Source organism: Pedobacter frigiditerrae (assembly GCF_004331645.1).
Classification (GTDB): Bacteria; Bacteroidota; Bacteroidia; order Sphingobacteriales; family Sphingobacteriaceae; genus Pedobacter; species Pedobacter frigiditerrae.
Window position 1 is genome coordinate 1509970 of the sequence record NZ_SJSK01000001.1, and the last position, 19292, is coordinate 1529261.

Genomic DNA, 19292 nt, shown 5'->3' on the forward strand with positions numbered 1-19292 from the left:
GATGTCATCCTGAGCTTGTAGAAGGATTTACAAAGAGTCTTCGACTCAGACTGACAAAATTCTAGAAATCTGCGAATCTGTGGCTTTATAATCTTCTTTCAGGCAAAGGAACAAAATCAGTATCTCCAGGTACAGGTTCAAATTCTTGATGTAGCCATCTTGTTTTAGCGGCTTCAATTAACTCTTTACTAGTTGCTACAAAGTTCCAATAGATAAAACGTTCTTCGGGGAATGGTTCGCCACCAAAAATGTAAATGCTGGTGTTTTCTAGCATTGTAAACTCACAAAGTGAATTTTCTTTTGCTACTAATAATTGTTTTGGAGTAAACGTATTTCCTTCACTCTCAATTCCTCCTTCTAAAATGTAAATGGCACTCTCCCCAAAAAGTTGGTCGCCAATTTTAATGTTTGTTTTGGCTGTACTTTTCAACTCCAATAAATACAGCGGACTATAGACAGGAATTGGCGATTTGTGCCCCAAAACCTCCCCAGCAACTAGTTTATATTGAATGCCGTTTTCTTCCCAAGTAGGAATTTCATCCGCATCTGCGTGAAAAAACTCTGGTTCCATTTGCTCTAAATCTTTAGGCAGGGCAACCCAAATCTGCAAACCGTGTAACATTTTGTTAGTATGACGAAGATATGCTGGCGTTCTTTCAGAATGCGCAATGCCTTTTCCAGAGGTCATCCAGTTTACTTGTCCAGGTTTAACTTCTACCTCAGTGCCCAAACTATCTTTGTGCATGATACTTCCTTCAAAAAGATAGGTTAACGTAGATAAACCAATATGTGGATGTGGTGGGATGTCCAAATTCTGATAATCGCTCATTAAAGTTGGCCCCATATGGTCTATAAAAGAAAACGGACCAACCATTCTTTTCTCACGGAAAGGTAATAACCTACCAACCATAAAATTGCCAATATCACTTGGCCTTTCTTCAATAATGAGCTTAATATTCGACATCTAGATTTTTTATTTAAAGATAATAATTTGGTTTGTATTAATCTATATCGTAATATTGCAATATTAAGATACAATGTAATGGGCGCATCAAAAACAGAACACTTTACCGCTAAGCAAAATGAGATAGCTTCAATAATGAAAGCATTAGGCCATCCCGCTAGGATAGCCATTATTGATTATTTACTAAAAGTTGAGACTTGCATTTGTGGAGATATAGTAAATGAATTGCCTTTAGCACAACCAACTGTTTCTCAGCATTTAAAAGAGTTGAAAAATGCAGGATTGATTAAGGGAAATATTGAAGGTAATGCGATTTGCTACTGTATTGATGAAGAAACGTTCTCGAAATTCCAAAATTTCCTATCAGAAGTATTTGGGAAAATTCAAGTTAAAAAAAGTAATTGTTGTTAAATCTAATCTATAAGGAAATGAACTTATCAGAAATCAAAAACATTTTAAACACAGTTGAGGCTGTAAATTTTAAATTAGAAGATGGTACAATGGTGCCAGAACATTTTCACGTAACCGAAATAGGTGTAGTGAATAAACATTTCATTGACTGTGGTGGTGTAGTAAGAAAAGAGAATAAAGCCAATTTTCAATTATGGGATGCAAATGATTTCGAACATCGCTTAAAACCAGGCAAGTTGTTAAGCATTATCAGTTTATCTGAAAAGGTTTTAGGTTTAGAAGATTTAGAAATTGAAGTTGAATATCAGAGCACAACTATTGGCAAGTATAGCTTGACTTTTGATGGAAAAGATTTTGTTTTAGTGAATATGCAAACTGCTTGTTTGGCAAGTGATGCTTGTGGAGTTCCTGCTGAAAAACAAAAAATAAAATTAACTCAATTGCCGGTAGCAAATGCTTGTATGCCAGGCGGTGGCTGTTGTTGAAATAAGAAATAAACATGAAAAAAGTATTAGTGTTATGTACAGGCAATAGTTGCCGAAGTCAATTAGCAGAAGGTTATTTAAGACATTTCGCAGGGGCGGATGCAGAAATTTATAGTGCAGGTATAGAAACCCATGGCGTAAATCCGATGGCTGTGGAAACTATGGCAGCAGATGGTATTGATATTTCAAATCATACTTCCAACAATATTGATGAATATACGGATTTCGATTTTGATTATGTAATCACCGTATGTGATCATGCAAAAGAGAATTGTCCATATTTTCCAACCAAAGCAGTTAAACTACATTATAACTTTCCAGACCCGGCAAAAGCTAAAGGAACAGAAGAAGAAATTAAAGCTCAGTTTGAAAGCGTAAGAAATATGATTAAGACTTACTGCGAAAATTTTGTGAATGAATATTTAAAGAAATAAAAATGTCTGCAAATCAGTGTGCGCCAGTTGCCGAAAGGAAAAAGCTTGGTTTTCTGGACCGTTTTTTAACCCTTTGGATTTTCTTAGCCATGGCAATTGGAGTAAGCATAGGTTTTCTTTTTCCATCATCATCTATATTTATCAATTCATTTTCTAGTGGCACTACAAATATTCCTTTAGCTGTTGGATTGATATTGATGATGTATCCCCCTTTGGCTAAAGTTAAGTACGAAAATTTAGGACAAGTATTTAAGGACATTAAAGTGTTAACTACTTCGCTTGTTTTAAATTGGGTAATTGGCCCTATCTTAATGTTCTTTTTGGCAATTATCTTTTTGCAAGATTATCCAGAATATATGATTGGCTTAATTTTGATTGGCCTAGCCAGGTGTATTGCCATGGTGGTTGTTTGGAATGAATTGGCAGAGGGAAATAGGGAATATGCCGCTGGTTTAATTGCCCTAAATAGCATTTTCCAAGTATTGTTATATAGCGTTTTTGCTTATGTCTTCATTACCATATTGCCTCCAGTTTTTGGCTTAAAAGGTTTAGCAATAAATATCTCTATTGGGCAAATTGCCGAAAGCGTAGGTGTTTATTTAGGTATACCATTTACCATGGGAATTATTAGTCGTATGGCGCTAATTAAATTAAAAGGAGAACAATGGTTTAATATCAAGTTTGTTCCTTTTATTTCGCCAATTACCTTAATTGCTTTGCTTTTTACCATAATGGTGATGTTTAGCTTAAAAGGAGAACTCATTGTTCAAATTCCAATGGATGTAATTAGAATTGCCATTCCTTTAGTTATCTACTTCGCAATTATGTTTTTGCTTAGCTTTTTCGCAGGGCGATATTTTGGAGCAGATTACTCAAAAAGTACCGCAATTGCTTTTACTGCAACAGGCAATAATTTCGAATTAGCAATAGCCGTGGCCATTGGTGTTTTTGGCATTAACTCTGGTCAGGCTTTTGCAGGTGTTATTGGCCCATTGGTAGAGGTACCCGCCTTGATTGCTTTGGTTAATGTAGCATTTTGGTTTAGAAAGAGGTATTTTGTCTGAACTAATACCATCTTAATAAACCACATTTTTCTAGCTTTGCCTAATGAGCTACCTCAACGTATTTGATTTTAAGCAAAAGATAAATTATAAAACAGAAATCTTAGCAGGCTTAACTGTTGCAATGACAATGATTCCCGAATCACTTTCATTTGCAATTCTTGCAGGTTTTCCGCCTTTGGCAGGATTATATGCTGCTTTTATAATGGGTTTAGTTACGGCTGTTTTTGGTGGTAGACCAGGCTTAGTTTCTGGCGGAGCAGGAGCAACCGTAATCGTGCTTATTGCCTTAATGAAATCTAATGGTATAGAATATGTCTTTGCTGCGGTTGCATTGGCAGGTATCATTCAGATTTTGGTAGGGGTTTTTAAGTTCGGAAAATTTATTCGGCTGGTACCACAACCTGTAATGTTCGGTTTTGTAAACGGATTGGCAATCGTGATTTTTATGTCGCAGATTAACCAATTTAAAATGCAGGGAACCGAAAGTTGGCTTTCTGGCTCGGCTTTATACATCATGCTAGGTTTGGTAGCACTTACCATCGCTATCGTTATTGGCTTTCCGAAAATTACAAAGGCAATTCCAGCATCACTAGTTGCTATTTTTGTTGTTTTTGCAATAGTTGCTGGCTTTGGCATTCATACCAAAACGGTAAACGATATTGCTTCAGTTGCTGGCGGATTTCCTCCTTTTCATGTTCCCCAAATCCCATTAAACTTTGAGACTTTAAAAATCATTTTTCCTTATGGCTTAATTATGGCATCAGTAGGTTTAACAGAGGGTTTATTAACCTTAAATTTGGTTGATGAAATTACAGCTACAAAGGGAAATGGAAATAGAGAATGTATTGCTCAAGGAAGCGCCAATATATTAAACGGATTTTTCTTCGGAATGGGTGGTTGTCCAATGATTGCTCAAACATTGGTTAATCTTTCTGCAGGTTATAGAGCTCGTTTATCAGGCATTGTAGCAGCACTTACCATTTTGTTAATTGTTTTATACGGAGCCCCAGTTATTGGTAAATTGCCAATGGCAGCATTGGTAGGAGTAATGATCATGGTGGCGATTGGAACTTTTGAGTGGGCTAGTTTCAAAATCATTAATAAAATGCCAAAGCATGATATTTTTGTCGGCGTTTTGGTTGCTGCAATCACCGTTTTGCTTCATAATTTAGCTTTAGCAGTTTTAATAGGCGTAATTGTTTCTGCATTGGTATTTGCTTGGGAAAGCGCAAAACGGATTCGGGCAAAAAAATACATTGATGAAAATGGCGTGAAACACTATGAGATTTTCGGTCCCTTATTTTTTGGTTCTACAGCTGCCTTTGCAGAAAAGTTTGATGTTACGAACGACCCAGAACAAATCATTATCGATTTTAAGGAAAGCAGAATAAATGACATGAGCGCAATTGATGCAGTAAATAAAATTACGGAGCGTTACTCAAAATTAAACAAGACGGTAAGGCTATATCATTTAAGCGCAGATTGTAGAGCTTTGCTTCGAAATGCCGAAGAAGTTATTGAGGTAAATATCTTAGAAGACCCAACTTATAAGGTTGCTAATCGTTAATACAAAACAAAAAACCTCATCCAAATTAATTGAATGAGGTTTTTTATAAGAATAATCTATTCTCTATTTCCTATTCCCCATTTCGTGCTTCAACCAAACCAGGCACTTTAACCATTTCATTTACATCAGCAGTATAATCTACGCCAGCTACTTGGAAACCAAATAAATTAAAGAAATCAGTTTTATAACCAGCTAAATCGCCAATGCTTGGTAATTCTTCAGTTGTCGCTTCAGCCCACAATTTTGCTACTTGCGCTTGTACATCTTCACGCATTTCCCAATCATCTATTCTAATTCTACCTTTTTCATCTAAAGGAACAGCATCGCCAGTATATAATCTATTTTGAAATAAACGTTGAATTTGCTCAATACATCCTTCATGAATACCCTCTTCCTTCATGATTTTATACAAAATTGAAATGTACAAAGGAATTACAGGAATAGCAGAACTTGCTTGAGTTACTAAAGCTTTGTTAACCGAAACATAAGCTTTTCCGTTTAGGTCAGCTAATTTATCAGTAATGGTAAATGCAGTTGCCTCTAAATGGTCTTTAGCCATACCAATTGTTCCTTTACGATATACCGCTTCAGTAACAGCAGGGCCGATATAAGAATAAGCAACGGTTGTAAAGCCATCAGCTAACAAATTTTCTGCTTTTAAGGCATCAATCCACATTTCCCAATCTTCACCACCCATTACAGCAATTGTATTTTGAATTTCTTCTTCGTTTGCAGGCTCAATTGATACTGTAGAAACTACACCCGTATGAAAATCTACTGTTTTATTAGAGAAAGAGCCACCAATTGGCTTTAATACCGAACGATGCGTAATACCCGTTTTTGGATTAGTTCTAATCGGTGAAGCTAAACTGTAAATCACTAAATCTATCTGACCTAAATCAGCCTTAATCAAGTCGATGGTTTGTTGTTTAACTTCATTAGAGAAAGCATCACCATTGATACTTTTTGCATATAAACCTGCTTTATTAGCCTCAGTTTCAAAGGCTGCGGTATTATACCAACCTGGTGAAGCAGTTTTTCCTTCTTGAGGTGGTTTTTCAAAATAAACGCCAATGGTAGCAGCGTCAGAGCCAAAAGCACTGGTAATTCTAGATGCCAAACCAAAACCAGTCGATGCACCAATTACCAACACTTTTTTAGGGCCGTTAATGGCACTTTGAGATTTAATATAGTTAATTTGATTAATTACGTTTTGCTCACAGCCTTTCGGATGTGCAGTTAAACAGATAAATCCTCGTACTCTAGGTTCAATAATCATATTTTTCTTGCTAGTATTTTAATATACGCGGTTTTTGTTGCCCACGTTTTCAAATCAAAATTATCCTTATTTTCTTTCCATTCCAAATATATAGTTTAATAGTTCATTAGTCAGTGGTTCATTGGTACATTGGGGGACTGCAAATTTGTTGTTCAATCTTGTCATTGGTTCATTAGTCAATCGTGAAATGCAAGGTATAACTGTTTAATCTAGCAGTTGGTGTTCTCACCGACGGAAATCTTATTATAGATTAAATTGTTTTAATCACAGTAATTGAAACTATTTGCTAAAACGCAGTTACCCCATACCTCGGCTAATCTTCATCCCGGTTATCTTCGCTAGCTATTCGATTCTCCTTCCTATCTAAACCACATCTACAGTTCATCTAATCCGCGTCTACTCCGCTTCCAATGCGGACTAGACGCGGACTTGATGCGGTTTTGACGCGGATTAGCCTAGAGGGAAATACGAGTATGATACGGCTAACAAGCGACTATCGTCTAGCTGAAATACGGATATCCTTAGTGTTGATTTTAGCTTAATGAAATGGTATTATTGGGCAAGCGTATTTTTTATCGCTAATGCTATTGCCTTTGCCAATAGAGGCGGAACGGCATTACCAATCTGTACCATTTGTTTAGCTTTAGGACCCTTGAAAATATAATCATCTGGAAAAGACTGTAACCTTGCCATTTCCCTAACCGTAATTACCCTTGGTTCTATTGGATGAATGTTAACACCGCCGTGGTTTTCCTTGATGGTGCAACTTGCTTCGTTCCAAGGGCACTTTTTCCAAGAATCGGAATAATTGCTGTATAAGCTTTTACCTTCTGGCACCAAAGCAAGGCGTTTGCTCATGTCATCACTATGTTTTGTCCTTACGTGGTTAAAAGCCTCATCATCTTTTAAATCAATTAAATCAGCTATAGCTTCTTTTGTGGTTACATAAGAGCCAGGTTCTAACAAAGGGGTTGGGTGCTGATTAACCTTGTTAATTCTATTCGCAATAAAAATTACCCTTTCCCTTTTTTGAGGAACATAATAATCTGCAGAGTTTAAAACAGTCACATTTACTTCGTAACCCAGTGCTCTAATGTCTGCTTTGATTTTATCCTCTAACTTGCCTTTAAGCATAGAACGCAAACCCTTTACATTTTCAGCAACAATAAATTGAGGTTTTAGTTCTTCTATGATTTCAAGCATATCCTTATAAAGGGAATTACGTTGGTCTTCAATTATTCTACTGCCAGACATGCTAAAACCCTGGCAAGGAAATCCGCCAGAAAGAACGGTTAAACTTTTGCCCTTTAATTGTTTTTTAACCGTATTGATGAATTGGTCTTTAATGTTCCGTTGCGTAATATCTCCTTCAACTAATGGATGGGAAAGGTTAGCACGATAAGTTTCGCCAGCTTCCTTAAACCAATCTAGACCGCAAAGTTGTTTAAAACCTGCCATTTCAAAACCTTTTGCCATTCCACCAGCACCACAAAATAAATCGGCAGAAGTGAAATCGGTTTTAGCTGGATTATCCCAATCATCTGCAATATCAATCCAATTGATGACATCGGTTTTAGTAGATTTTGGTTTAGCCTTTTCTATTTCTTCGGGAACAATGTTTTCATAAACAGATTGATTGATGAAGTACTGCAAATCGTTTTCTTCCACCCTATGTAAACCACCAATTTTGCTCGATTTTATTTTGCCAGAATGGATATGTCTTCTTACTGTCTTTTGTGAAACGTTTAATTTTTCAGCTATATCTTCTATTCTTAAAAATTGCTTGTTGTCCATATTTGTCCCTAATTGGCCAAAGGTAAAAAATTATGTTATCAGTTTGGCGCCAACTATTCCACATTTAAATTGTTAAAATTTAATACTGAAAAACCTTCGCCTTTGGCAGAATTTGAACTTACTAGGATGACAAAGAAACTACATTTTAAGCTTTGTAAATCAGTAGCTTTTCTGCTTAAAATTCATTATTTTTGCAGGCTGTTTTTTAATACCGAAAACTAATAAATTTATGAGCGAAAAGAACATTGACCTAGGCGAGCAAAAAGATGTAGAAGTGTATGGCGCCAGGGTGCATAATCTTAAAAATATTGATGTTAGTTTCCCTCGAAATCAACTGGTTGTAATTACTGGTTTAAGTGGTAGCGGTAAATCATCCTTAGCTTTTGACACGATTTATGCTGAAGGACAAAGACGTTACATGGAAACATTTAGCGCCTATTCTCGTCAGTTCATGGGGGGTATGGAACGCCCTGATGTGGATAAGGTTTCTGGTTTAAGTCCGGTTATTGCCATCGAACAAAAAACAACCAGTAAAAACCCTCGTTCTACCGTAGGCACCATTACAGAAATTTACGATTTTATGCGTTTGCTTTACGCTCGTGTTGGAGATGCTTTTTCTTACAATACTGGCGAGAAAATGGAACGCATGAGCGAAGACCAAATCCTTAAAAATATTTACAAAAAGTTCGACACTATGCCAGTGAATATCTTGGCGCCTGTGGTTAAAGGTCGTAAAGGTCATTACAGGGAATTATTTGAGCAAATTCGTAAACAAGGATATGTTAAGGTTCGTGTAGATGGCGAGATAAAAGATATTACAGCAAAAATGCAGGTAGACCGTTACAAAATTCACGATATAGAAATTGTAGTTGACCGATTAATCGTTGATGATAAAGACCATAAACGTTTATTAGATAGCATTCAGACTGCCATGCGTTTGGGAAAAGGCATTATCAAAATAAGTGATAAGGACAACAATGTGGCGCATTTCAGTAAATTTTTGATGTGCCCAACTACAGGAATTTCTTATGATGAGCCGCAACCAAATAGCTTTTCTTTCAACTCGCCTTATGGGGCTTGTGAGCGTTGCGATGGTTTAGGTTATATTTTCGTAGTTGATAAAGAATCGGTAATGCCAAATATGAAGTTGAGCATTATTAATGGTGGTTTGACTCCACTTGGTGAGTATCGCGATGTTTGGATGTTCCAAGTTTTAAAAGCCTTGGGTAAAAAATATAATTTCTCACTTTCTACACCATTAGAGAAATTGGGAGATGAGAATATAGATATCATTTTGAATGGAACACATGACCTTTTAAGCGTTGCGGTTGAGTATAATAAATGGAACGTTCAGAACTATCAAATCACCTTTGATGGGATCATTAAATTGTTAGAAGAACAACAAGATAAAAGAAGTGATACCGAGAATGCGAATGACATGGATAGTTTCCGCAAGTTAAAAACTTGTCCAGTATGTCATGGCGCTCGTTTGAAAAAAGAGAGTCTGCACTTTAAGGTAGATGGCAAAAACATTTTCGAGCTTGCCGAAATGGATATTTTTAGTTTAAGAACTTGGTTTGCTGAGGTAGAAACTCGTTTAAATGAAAGACAGAACACCATCGCTAAAGAAATTCTAAAGGAAATTAGAGCCCGTATTGGTTTCTTGACTGATGTAGGGTTAAATTATCTATCGTTAGACAGAACTGCCCGTACACTTTCAGGTGGCGAGGCACAACGTATTCGTTTAGCTACTCAAATTGGTTCTCAGCTAATGAACGTAATGTACATTTTAGATGAGCCAAGTATTGGTTTGCACCAAAGAGACAACGAACGTTTAATTGGTGCCTTGAAAAATCTACGTGATTTAGGCAATACCGTTTTGGTAGTAGAGCACGATAAGGATATGATTTTAGAAGCTGATCATGTGATTGATGTTGGCCCGGCTGCGGGTGTACATGGCGGACAAATTGTTGCCCAAGGAACTCCTGCAGAGATTTTAAAATCGGGTACTTTAACGGCTTCTTACTTAAATGGAGAAAAGGGAATTCAGGTTCCCAAGAAACGCAGAAAAGGAAATGGTCATAAATTATCCATCATTAAAGCAACAGGACATAACCTAAAAGAAGTTTCGGTTGATTTTCCTTTGGGTAAATTTATTGCGGTTACTGGTGTTTCAGGCAGCGGTAAATCGAGTTTAATAACAGAAACCTTATATCCAATCTTAAATCATCATTTCTTTAGGGCGAAAAAACATCCGCTTCCTTATGAGAAAATTAATGGTTTAAAGGAAATTGACAAGGTAATTGAAATTGACCAAGCACCAATTGGCCGTACACCAAGGTCAAATCCTTCTACTTATACTGGTGTTTTTTCAGACATTAGGAACTTGTATGTCATGTTGCCAGAGGCGAAGATTAGAGGTTACAAACCAGGTCGTTTCTCATTTAACGTTAAAGGTGGTAGGTGTGAAACTTGCCAAGGTGCAGGTATGAAAGTTATCGAGATGAATTTCTTGCCAGATGTTTCTGTTCCTTGTGAAGAATGTGGTGGAAGAAGGTATAATCGCGAAACTTTAGAGGTTCGTTATAGAGGTAAATCAATTAGTGATGTTTTGGATATGAGCATCGAAGAAGCTTGTGTTTTCTTCGAAAATATGCCAGCTATCTATCGTAAAATCAAAACTTTAAATGATGTTGGTTTAGGTTACATCCGCCTCGGACAATCTTCTACAACTTTATCTGGTGGAGAAGCACAACGTGTTAAATTGGCTACAGAGCTTTCTAAAAAAGATACAGGTAAAACCTTCTATATTTTAGATGAGCCAACCACCGGTTTGCATTTTGAAGATATCAATGTGTTGTTAGGCGTTCTAAATGAATTAGTAGAAAAAGGAAATACAGTTTTAGTTATTGAGCATAATTTAGATGTGGTAAAAGTTGCCGACTGGGTTATCGATTTAGGAGAAGAAGGTGGCGCAGGAGGTGGTAGGATTATCTTCGAAGGTACGCCAGAAGGATTAATTCAAAATCCAATTAGCTTAACTGGTAAGTTCCTTAAAAAGGAAATGGAAGGGTAGATCTATGTAGTCGTTATGCTGTCCCGAACGTTCGGGATCAGCATCTGGCTTGCAAGAAAGACCCTGAAATAAATTCAGGGTGACGGAACTTTCTAAAGACTCACCCCATAAACAACCGCCAAATATCTCCCGTGATGGCTAATAGAAGCAAAATGACTTTCTCCATTAATCTTATCCACTAAATTAGGGATGCCATTCGCATCTTTTTCTAAAGTATAATGCTCAGATTTCGAATTAAAATGAGATAGGTAATCACTTGTATTGGTTAAGAAGGAAGTTTGAATATGATTTAGGCTTTCAGCCTTTGCAGCTGCAATAGTGTGAATTAAATTATCCTTAATCTCACTCTTCGTATAAAATGTTTTGCCTTCAAAGGTTACAATACCATTATTTCCAATGCTGGTAACATTAAACTTTCTTGGACTATAAAATCGCTCTTGGGTTTCGCGATTAACGATTTTGTAAGCTGCTTCTTTTATACTCCAAAACAGCCAAACCATTCTTTCTGGATTTGAAGAGTTCAGAATCTCTTGTTGTTCTTGAGAAGAGAAAAGCTTGTCTAAATAACCTTTTCTCTTCCAATCACTTTCGGTATTGGCTTTGTCTAAATCGACAATGTCATTACCCAGCATTTGCTGCTAACTTTTCTTTAATAACGGCAATGGTTTCTTTAACGTTAATCATTTTTGTCATCGAGTCATTATCTATTTCAATGCCAAATTTCTCTTCAATATCTAAAATGATGTCGACCAAGTTTGCAGAGTTAATTTTTAAGTCAATTAACAAATCAGTGTTTTCTGTTAAAGTTTCTAAAGCTTCTTTATGATCAGTATATGGGGTGATTATTTCTTTTAAGTCGTTAATTATTTGATCGTTATCCATTATTATATTTTTTAAAAATTATACAGGCGTTTACATCGCCAAAGCCAAAATTTGCTTTTGCTAAGATCGATATTTTTTTATTTATTAAGGTTGTTGGTATGCGACTTTTGTCAATTAATTCATCAATTTCTGGGTGTAAATCTTCGCAATTAATATTTGGAAAGATAAAATCTTGGTCAATTTGTAAAACAGAAGCCACACATTCTATACTTCCAGTTCCGCTTAAAGAGTGACCAATCATAGACTTTACTGTGTTGATATAAGGAAAGTCATTTCCATATCTATTTAGTGCTTTTGCCCAATTCTCTATTTCCAAAGAATCCTTTGAAGTAGCAGTTAAGTGACCATTAATTACATCAATTTCTTCAGGCTTAACGCCCGCACTTTTCATTGCTTCTGTAATACATCTTTGAACGGCAACTGGATTAGGAGCTGTCATAGAGCCTAAACCTCTTTGTCCGCCAGAGTTGATATTGCCACCAAGTATTTCAGCATAGATTTTAGCACCTCTATTTAAGGCACTATCCAAAGACTCTAGAACTAAGGCACCAGCGCCAACACTTGGCACAAAACCACTAGCAGACTCGCTCATCGGTCTACTGCCTTTTTCTGGTTCTTCATTGTGTTTGTAGGTGCAAACCCTCATCGCATCAAATCCGCCCCAAATGTATGGGCCTTTATCACTAGTACTGCCCGCTAACATTCTTTTTGCTTGCCCGTTTTTAATGCGCTCATAAGCTAAAATAACGGCTTCTGTACCAGTAGAACAAGCAGATGAATTAGTAGTTACCATATTGCCTAGACCTAATTTACCTCCCAAGAAAGCACTAACACCACTTGCCATGGTTTGTACAACTGTTCCGCTACCTAGTTTTCTAACCTGGCCATTATCAATTATATCTATACCTATTCTAAATTTATCCACTCCAGAAGTTCCTGTGCCGAAAATTGTTCCACTATCAAAATCTGGTTCGTCAGTTGGAATTTCCAATCCTGCATCTTTCCACGCATCCAAACCAGCAATTACGCCATATTCAATGCCCGAACTCTTAAGGTTTCTCAATTCAAGGGCCGAAAAATAGTTCAATAAATATCCTTCGGGTATTTGTGGCTCGCCAACAATCTGACAAGAAAAATTCAAATCTTTTAGCTGTTGGTCATGCCTAATTCCTGATATGCCATTTTTTATGGCATGCGTAAAATCAGCTACATTTATTCCATTTGGAGAAACAACTCCAAGTCCTGTAATTACAACTCTATTATTCATGGGGTTTTACCATTGACATGCCAGCAATTTCACCTTTACAAACAACTTCTCCAGCTTCATTTTCCATAATGATATTACAACTTAACTTATTAAATCGATAATAGTTCTTTTTACTGGTTACAGTTACCTTTTCTGAAGGGAAAACAGGTCTTAAAAAATCTATTTTGCTCGAAGTCATCATTACAACAAGATCTGATGGCGCCATTAGATAAGCACCAAGGCAAGCTAATCCTATTTGGGCCATAGTCTCAGTTAAGATTACGCCAGGTGTAACTGGATAATCTTTAAAATGACCTTGGTAAAAATACAAATCTTTGTCAAAGGTAAAGGTGCCTTTTATGCTATTTTCATCAACTTCAAGTATTTCGTCTACAAAAAGAAAAGGTTTTTGATAAGGGAGATGCGTTAAAATTTCTTGTTTCGTCATGTTACCATTGCAATAAAATCCGCTGTGCGGAGAAGCCTGGACCAAAGCTAAGCATTAAACCTGTATCTCCAACATTTGGATTTGATTCCATAAATCTTTCTAAAACATATAAAATAGTAGCGCTAGACATATTTCCATATAACCTTAAAACTTCTTTCGTATCATCAATGTTTTTGCCTAGATCAGCAAATAAATCTTCAACAATTTGTACAATTTTTTTTCCTCCAGGATGAAAAATCAAATGATCAATATCCTTGATCTCCAAACCATTTTTTGCCAAAAATGGATGAATGATGTTTGGAAAGTTCTCTGCAATTGTTTCTGGTACTTTTTGGTCTAAAACCATTTGTAAACCAGTATTGGTCATTTTAAAACCCATCATTTCTTGTGCGTTATAGAAGTGATACATTTCTTCTGCTATGATTTCTGGACCCTCATCTTCATCATAGGAGCTCATTAAAACACAAGCTGCTCCATCACCAAAAATAGCAGCGCTAACAATATTTGCCATAGAATAATCTTTCAATTGAAAAGTTGCAGAGGGCGATTCTACAGCAACAACAGCAGCTCTTTTACCTGGATTTGATTTCAGAAAATTCTTAGCGTAAATCATTCCAGAAACACCGGCAACACAACCCATTTCTGTAACCGGAAGTCGAACGATGTCTTGTCGTAAATTAAGCTCGTTAATTAAGTAAGCATCAAGAGATGGAATCATGATACCTGTACAACTTACGGTAATGAGATAATCTAAACTCTCAGGCTGCCATTTTGCTTTTTTTAAGGCTGCCGATAAACATTCCTTACCATATTTAATCCCTTCTCTAATATAGATTTCATTTCGGTCCTCAAAACTTAAATCGCTAAATACTTCCTCTGGCGATAGGAAAGCATACCTTCTGTCTACACCAGCATTCTCAAATATCTTTAGTACTTTTCTTACAAATCGTGTCTCTTGCCCTTTTAACCAAACGTCAAAAAATGGCATAAGCTCTTCTTTAGACCTTGAATATTTAGGCAATACTTTAGTTACTGCTTTTACTTTTACGCTCATTTTGTTTTGATTATCCACTGGTAACGGAAAGCCCACTTCCATTTTATAGAAAAGAACTTTGGTTTTAACGCTTTAGAATAGGCTAATAAATCAGCTTTTTTGAATCCTCTAAGTATCGAAACCAGTCCATCTTCTCTAGACATGTCATTTAACCTAAATACAAAACATAAGGCTTTAAATAAATAGTAAGCCATTTTATTTCTATTCAAATCGTTAATTACTATACCAACCTTTGCCAGTTGCATATAGTTTTGCAAAAAAGCTATTATTTCTTCATCCTTAAAATGATGTAAGGTTAAAGTGCAAAGCATAATGTCGCATTCGTCATTCTCCTCATTAAAAATATCTTTGCATTTGTAGGTAATATTCTCATAATCAGCTGATAATTTTCTAGCATAATCAATCGTGAAACTATTGGCATCTATTCCTTTAAGCATAAACTTAAGTTCATGTTCTTTCGCATAATCGGCCAAAGCTCTTAACATATCTCCACTACCACAACCTATATCGGTAATACGAATAATTTGGTCTTTAGGTTTGTTTTCAAATAACGATTTTACTCCATCTAGCGTAACCTTATTTCCACCCAATAACCTGTTTATACTTGCAATTTTTTCTAATGCATCTCTTAATATTTCCCCTTCCATGTTAAAATCATCCATTATTTCTGGGGCATCGCTTCTGTATTTCGTATTAATCATTGCCTAATAAAGGTTTTCCATGTGTTCTTTTAATAATTTGCTTCAATAACCAAGGCATTTTTGTAAGTATATTAATTAAATAGTCGGTAAGTATTTCTCTTTGTAGCAAGCTAGATAAAATACTTCCAGTTCTTAACCTTGAGTTAAATGTTTTTTTCCAAACTTTAGTATATTTTTTTTCGAGTTCATTTCTCGATTTTATATCTCCGTTAAAATATGCCATTAAATGTTCCGAAACGATTTTGGCGCCGTGCATAGCCATAGCCATTCCATTTCCACAAAGTGGATGAATAAGACCTGCAGCATCTCCCACCATTAAAACGTGACTTGTAACGGCTTTTTTAGTCCCAAATGATAGCTGACTAATGGTTATTGGTGTTTCAAACAATAATTCACTATGTTCGAGGATATCCTTTAAAGTCTGGTTCTCCATCAACACATTTTGCTGGTAGGATTCTATGTTTTTGTATTTTTTGAATGTTTCATAATCAGCTAAATAGCAAATGTTAATCTTATCATTTTCTACTTTAGAAACGCCACAGTAACCTCCTTTAAAATTATGCAGGGCGACGATATCATTTGGAAATGCACCTTTATAATGCGCTTTTATTGCTAAAAATGGAGCCTTTTTCTGGATAAAGGGTCTGCTGAACTTAATGTCTAATGAGGAGCGTTTCCCATAGGCGCCAATTACTTGTTTAGCGGTAAAAGTTATGTCATTTGTAGTTCGAACTGTAAATAAATCTTCCTCGAAATGAACGTCAGTTACACTTTCTTGAAATACTTTAACTCCTTTGTTTACCAATAATTGATACAGATAATTATCAAGCGTATATCGGCTGATGCCAAAACCACCCAATGGTAAATTTGTGTATGTGCTTTTCCCAGATTGAGTGGTTAAGTGAAGCTTATTAATATGAGTTGGATTTAAGCTTTCTATATCAACTTCTAACCATTTTAAATAGGGTAAAACTTCATTCGAGATGTATTCGCCACAAACCTTATGATTTGGGTAAGAATTTTTCTCGATCAAAATAACATTCAAACCAGCTTTGTAAAGGTGTAGAGCTGCCGTTAACCCAGCAAGACCACCACCAATTATCAATATATCTGATTTAGAATTCATAAAATAACTTTCTTAATAAACAGTAGTATGCCAAAAAGGTGTTGGTTTCTTTAGACATATTAAATTGCAGCTAAAAGAAATATTTGTTTAAATTAGAGAAACCAAATTAACCATCTCTTTTTCATGGCTCTCCAGCAATTACCATTTATTAAATGTAAAGTATTAGCCATTGTGTTTTTGGTTTTTTCATTTAGCTCGATAGCTTCTGCTCAAAATGCTAATACTCAGGCTTCAAATATAGATTCACTAATTGCGCAGGTGCCTGGTTTAATGAGGAGCGATAAAAAATTGGCACTTCAAAGAATGCAGCAAATTCAAGCGCTGTCTACTAAGTTTAATTATAAACACGGATTAATTGAAAGTGCATTTTTTCGTTCATGGTTAACCTATAGGTATGGTTCTGCCGATCAATGTATCAAATCAATAGATAGTGCTATAAAGAATATTCCAAATCTTTCAAGCGACGCAGCAGAAGTTAAATTCTATATTTTAAAAGGACAATGTTTTGTAAAAAAGACACAGTTTGATCAAGCTGTAAATAATTTCAGCACTGCCATAAAAATAGCTGAACGCAAGAAGGATTTTGCCAGTAAAACCGGTGCATTAATTAGTGTAGGTTGGGCATATATGGAAGATTCAAAGCCTAAAGAGGCGATTGGGTTTTTCTCAGAAGTGTTAAGTTTAAATCCAGAAAAGACATACAGTAACCGAGCTTTGGTTCTTTGCAACATTGCAGCATGTTATAATATCTTGGCTAATTATACAGCAGCAGAAAAATATGCTCTACAAGGTGTTGAAGCAGCAAGAGCATCTGGTAGTATGGTAGATTTGGCAAATGGGTTAAATATTCTAGCAAGAAGTAATTACCAGCGGGGTAAATTTGATAAAGCCATTGTTTACTTAAAAGAGGCGAGTAAGGCAAGGGAAAAGGTAGAAGATCCAGCAATGTTAGCATCAGATTATTTAGAGTTGGCAGATGTGTACCTCAAAACAAAACAAGCTGACCAAGCTATTTTATACGCAAAAAAAGCTGAAGCAATTAGTTATGTAAACAAAATAGATTTAAAGCTTGCTAATGCTTATGAGGCCTTGGCGGGTGGCTTTACTGCTATTGGAGATTATAAAAATGCAAATCGTTATTACCAAAAATTGTTAGCTCATAAAGACAGTACTGGTACAGGTAATTACAGTAAAGCGTTGGCCGAATTACAAGTGAAGTTTGCCACTGAAAAGAAAGTAACAGAAAATCTTAAACTTAAAGAGGAAAATCTAGAGAGTAAATTAAGCATCAGCAACAAACAAAAATGGCTAATTATATTAATAGCAGGTTTGCTTGGAGTAGTTGCTAGTGCATTATATATCTTCTACTTAACCAGAAGTAAATACAGAATCCAACGGGCACTAGAACAATTGAATGAACAAAAGAATAGAACACTTGCCGTAATGCAAACCGAAGAAAGTGAGCGAAGAAGAATTGCAGGAGATTTACATGATGGGGTTTGCCAAATGCTAGTGGCAGCTTCGTTACAATTAAAAAATGCGAAGGGCGATGAACAAAAATTGGCTAAAATAGATGGGTTATTAGACCAGGCTACGGCCGAGGTAAGGGCTGTTTCACATCAAATGACACCAGAGTTGCTATTGAATTATGGTTTGTTGATGGCCATACAACAAGGAATAGAACGTTTAAACGATGCGCAAAATAAAAGCAAATTTACTTTGTTTGAGCACGTAGAGTTTGAAGATATTGATGAGATGCTAGCAGTTGTGATGTACAGGGCATTTCAAGAGTTAACAAACAATGTACTAAAACATGCAAATGCCACAGCAGTTAGTGTACATTTAATAGTTAATGAGGAAGAAGCATTGCTGATGATTGAAGATAATGGCGGAGGATTTGATAGCAACGCAAATAAATTTGGATTGGGATTAAAGAATTTAGAAAGCAGGATAAAGTTATATGGTGGTGGTTTAAATATTGATACGATGGTCGGAAAAGGAACTACTTCAATACTTAAGTTTAAATCGCCTACTCGAAAAAATGTATTAGTTTAAAAGAATAATTTTGGAAAAGGTTAAAGTTTTTTTGGTAGATGACCACGATATCTTGATGGATGGCATTGAAGCTATTTTAAAAGATGCTGATGATATCGTTGTTGTTGGCAAAGCAAATTCAGTTGAGATGGCAGAACAATACATTAAAGTTAAACAACCAGATGTAGTATTAACTGACATAAGCATGGGTAAAAAATCTGGATTGGATTTAACCAAGTTTCTTCAACATCACTACCCTAAAATTAAAGTTGTTATTCTCTCTATGCATGATGATTACTTTAACATGTCAACCTTAATTAAAGCTGGAGCTTCTGGATATTTACTTAAAAATGTAAAAAACGAAGAACTGCACAAGGCTATTGCAAAGGTAATGAACAATGAGACTTACATTCAGCAATCAATAGCCTCTAAATTTGTAAATGGCTACGTAAAGGATTCACAAACGGAGAAAATAAATAACCTATCGCCTCGAGAAATAGAAATCATAAGGCTTATTGTAGCGGAGAATACAACCATAGAAATTAGTAAAAGGCTCTTTATTTCTGAACATACGGTAGAAACACATCGCAAAAATATCTGGCGCAAAACGGGCGCTAAATCTATCATAGGTTTAATTAATTATGCAAAAGAGCATCAATTAATAGGCTAAGCTTAAATACCTACTAAAAGGGATTTTAATCATATCTATAGGCGCTAAATTTATTGA

The 19292-nt window shown here is 35.8% G+C and carries 18 protein-coding genes; 8 read left to right on the forward strand and 10 right to left on the reverse strand.

Features of this window, described 5'->3' with window-relative positions:
• Nucleotides 1–85 precede the first annotated feature (85 nt).
• Complete coding sequence (locus EZ428_RS06395; RefSeq protein ID WP_131552258.1) at nucleotides 86–964, reverse strand: pirin family protein; 879 nt, start codon at nucleotides 962–964, stop codon at nucleotides 86–88.
• 78 nt (nucleotides 965–1042) lie between these two features.
• Between EZ428_RS06395 and EZ428_RS06400 the strand changes: the two genes are divergently transcribed.
• Genes EZ428_RS06400 through EZ428_RS06420 form a run of 5 tightly spaced genes read left to right on the forward strand, consistent with a single transcriptional unit; the run spans nucleotide 1043 to nucleotide 4925 of the window.
• Complete coding sequence (locus EZ428_RS06400) at nucleotides 1043–1375, forward strand: ArsR/SmtB family transcription factor (protein ID WP_131552259.1); 333 nt, start codon at nucleotides 1043–1045, stop codon at nucleotides 1373–1375.
• A 17-nt stretch (nucleotides 1376–1392) separates the two neighbouring features.
• Nucleotides 1393–1860 (forward strand): DUF6428 family protein, encoded by a 468-nt coding sequence (locus EZ428_RS06405; RefSeq protein WP_131552260.1) that lies wholly within the window; start codon nucleotides 1393–1395, stop codon nucleotides 1858–1860.
• Between the two features lie 14 nt (nucleotides 1861–1874).
• Nucleotides 1875–2294, forward strand: a complete 420-nt coding sequence (locus tag EZ428_RS06410) for an arsenate reductase ArsC (protein WP_131552261.1) — start codon at nucleotides 1875–1877, stop codon at nucleotides 2292–2294.
• 2 nt (nucleotides 2295–2296) lie between these two features.
• On the forward strand, nucleotides 2297–3358 hold the full coding sequence (gene arsB, locus EZ428_RS06415) for an ACR3 family arsenite efflux transporter (RefSeq protein WP_131552262.1): 1062 nt from the start codon (nucleotides 2297–2299) through the stop codon (nucleotides 3356–3358).
• 43 nt (nucleotides 3359–3401) lie between these two features.
• Entirely contained in the window at nucleotides 3402–4925 is a 1524-nt protein-coding gene (locus EZ428_RS06420; RefSeq protein WP_131552263.1) for a SulP family inorganic anion transporter, read from the forward strand.
• A 70-nt stretch (nucleotides 4926–4995) separates the two neighbouring features.
• Here the strand turns inward: EZ428_RS06420 and fabV are convergent, their stop codons facing one another.
• Both fabV and EZ428_RS06430 read right to left on the reverse strand, forming a co-directional pair.
• Nucleotides 4996–6204, reverse strand: coding sequence for an enoyl-ACP reductase FabV (gene fabV, locus EZ428_RS06425; RefSeq protein WP_131552264.1), 1209 nt, complete (start codon nucleotides 6202–6204; stop codon nucleotides 4996–4998).
• Nucleotides 6205–6756: 552 nt separating this feature from the next.
• Entirely contained in the window at nucleotides 6757–7998 is a 1242-nt protein-coding gene (locus EZ428_RS06430) for a DNA cytosine methyltransferase (protein ID WP_131552265.1), read from the reverse strand.
• A gap of 229 nt (nucleotides 7999–8227) precedes the next feature.
• Here EZ428_RS06430 and uvrA point away from each other — a divergent pair, with 229 nt between their 5' ends.
• Complete coding sequence (gene uvrA / locus EZ428_RS06435) at nucleotides 8228–11074, forward strand: excinuclease ABC subunit UvrA (protein WP_131552266.1); 2847 nt, start codon at nucleotides 8228–8230, stop codon at nucleotides 11072–11074.
• Nucleotides 11075–11166: 92 nt separating this feature from the next.
• Here the strand turns inward: uvrA and EZ428_RS06440 are convergent, their stop codons facing one another.
• The 7 genes from EZ428_RS06440 to EZ428_RS06470 are packed head-to-tail and all read right to left on the reverse strand — an operon-like array spanning nucleotide 11167 to nucleotide 16531.
• Nucleotides 11167–11706 (reverse strand): 4'-phosphopantetheinyl transferase family protein, encoded by a 540-nt coding sequence (locus tag EZ428_RS06440; protein ID WP_131552267.1) that lies wholly within the window; start codon nucleotides 11704–11706, stop codon nucleotides 11167–11169.
• Entirely contained in the window at nucleotides 11696–11956 is a 261-nt protein-coding gene (locus tag EZ428_RS06445; protein WP_131552268.1) for an acyl carrier protein, read from the reverse strand. The genes EZ428_RS06440 and EZ428_RS06445 overlap by 11 nt, the downstream gene beginning before the upstream one ends.
• Nucleotides 11949–13223 (reverse strand): beta-ketoacyl-[acyl-carrier-protein] synthase family protein, encoded by a 1275-nt coding sequence (locus EZ428_RS06450; protein WP_131552269.1) that lies wholly within the window; start codon nucleotides 13221–13223, stop codon nucleotides 11949–11951. The genes EZ428_RS06445 and EZ428_RS06450 overlap by 8 nt, the downstream gene beginning before the upstream one ends.
• Nucleotides 13216–13650: a 3-hydroxyacyl-ACP dehydratase FabZ family protein gene (locus EZ428_RS06455; RefSeq protein ID WP_131552270.1), complete on the reverse strand. Its 435-nt coding sequence runs from the start codon at nucleotides 13648–13650 to the stop codon at nucleotides 13216–13218. The genes EZ428_RS06450 and EZ428_RS06455 overlap by 8 nt, the downstream gene beginning before the upstream one ends.
• Nucleotide 13651: 1 nt before the next feature.
• Nucleotides 13652–14704, reverse strand: a complete 1053-nt coding sequence (locus EZ428_RS06460; protein ID WP_131552271.1) for a type III polyketide synthase — start codon at nucleotides 14702–14704, stop codon at nucleotides 13652–13654.
• Nucleotides 14701–15405, reverse strand: a complete 705-nt coding sequence (locus EZ428_RS06465; protein ID WP_131552272.1) for a methyltransferase domain-containing protein — start codon at nucleotides 15403–15405, stop codon at nucleotides 14701–14703. Before EZ428_RS06465 ends, EZ428_RS06460 begins: the two co-directional genes overlap by 4 nt.
• Entirely contained in the window at nucleotides 15398–16531 is a 1134-nt protein-coding gene (locus tag EZ428_RS06470; protein WP_131552273.1) for an NAD(P)/FAD-dependent oxidoreductase, read from the reverse strand. Before EZ428_RS06470 ends, EZ428_RS06465 begins: the two co-directional genes overlap by 8 nt.
• Nucleotides 16532–16654: 123 nt before the next feature.
• Between EZ428_RS06470 and EZ428_RS06475 the strand changes: the two genes are divergently transcribed.
• Both EZ428_RS06475 and EZ428_RS06480 read left to right on the forward strand, forming a co-directional pair.
• Nucleotides 16655–18586 carry a tetratricopeptide repeat-containing sensor histidine kinase gene (locus EZ428_RS06475; protein ID WP_131552274.1) on the forward strand — a complete coding sequence of 644 codons (1932 nt, stop codon included), beginning with the start codon at nucleotides 16655–16657 and terminating at the stop codon, nucleotides 18584–18586.
• A gap of 10 nt (nucleotides 18587–18596) precedes the next feature.
• On the forward strand, nucleotides 18597–19235 hold the full coding sequence (locus tag EZ428_RS06480; RefSeq protein ID WP_131552275.1) for a response regulator transcription factor: 639 nt from the start codon (nucleotides 18597–18599) through the stop codon (nucleotides 19233–19235).
• Nucleotides 19236–19292 lie beyond the last annotated feature (57 nt).

Excerpts from the sequence above, each read along its gene's own strand:
- EZ428_RS06445 (WP_131552268.1), bottom strand. The coding sequence starts at position 11,956 with ATGGATAACGATCAAATAATTAACGACTTAAAAGAAATAATCACCCCA.
- EZ428_RS06405 (WP_131552260.1), top strand. The coding sequence starts at position 1,393 with ATGAACTTATCAGAAATCAAAAACATTTTAAACACAGTTGAGGCTGTA.
- EZ428_RS06430 (WP_131552265.1), bottom strand. The coding sequence starts at position 7,998 with ATGGACAACAAGCAATTTTTAAGAATAGAAGATATAGCTGAAAAATTA.
- arsB (WP_131552262.1), top strand. The coding sequence starts at position 2,297 with ATGTCTGCAAATCAGTGTGCGCCAGTTGCCGAAAGGAAAAAGCTTGGT.
- EZ428_RS06475 (WP_131552274.1), top strand. The coding sequence starts at position 16,655 with ATGGCTCTCCAGCAATTACCATTTATTAAATGTAAAGTATTAGCCATT.
- uvrA (WP_131552266.1), top strand. The coding sequence starts at position 8,228 with ATGAGCGAAAAGAACATTGACCTAGGCGAGCAAAAAGATGTAGAAGTG.
- EZ428_RS06450 (WP_131552269.1), bottom strand. The coding sequence starts at position 13,223 with ATGAATAATAGAGTTGTAATTACAGGACTTGGAGTTGTTTCTCCAAAT.
- EZ428_RS06455 (WP_131552270.1), bottom strand. The coding sequence starts at position 13,650 with ATGACGAAACAAGAAATTTTAACGCATCTCCCTTATCAAAAACCTTTT.
- EZ428_RS06395 (WP_131552258.1), bottom strand. The coding sequence starts at position 964 with ATGTCGAATATTAAGCTCATTATTGAAGAAAGGCCAAGTGATATTGGC.
- EZ428_RS06400 (WP_131552259.1), top strand. The coding sequence starts at position 1,043 with ATGGGCGCATCAAAAACAGAACACTTTACCGCTAAGCAAAATGAGATA.
- fabV (WP_131552264.1), bottom strand. The coding sequence starts at position 6,204 with ATGATTATTGAACCTAGAGTACGAGGATTTATCTGTTTAACTGCACAT.
- EZ428_RS06420 (WP_131552263.1), top strand. The coding sequence starts at position 3,402 with ATGAGCTACCTCAACGTATTTGATTTTAAGCAAAAGATAAATTATAAA.
- EZ428_RS06470 (WP_131552273.1), bottom strand. The coding sequence starts at position 16,531 with ATGAATTCTAAATCAGATATATTGATAATTGGTGGTGGTCTTGCTGGG.
- EZ428_RS06465 (WP_131552272.1), bottom strand. The coding sequence starts at position 15,405 with ATGATTAATACGAAATACAGAAGCGATGCCCCAGAAATAATGGATGAT.
- EZ428_RS06440 (WP_131552267.1), bottom strand. The coding sequence starts at position 11,706 with ATGCTGGGTAATGACATTGTCGATTTAGACAAAGCCAATACCGAAAGT.
- EZ428_RS06410 (WP_131552261.1), top strand. The coding sequence starts at position 1,875 with ATGAAAAAAGTATTAGTGTTATGTACAGGCAATAGTTGCCGAAGTCAA.
- EZ428_RS06460 (WP_131552271.1), bottom strand. The coding sequence starts at position 14,704 with ATGAGCGTAAAAGTAAAAGCAGTAACTAAAGTATTGCCTAAATATTCA.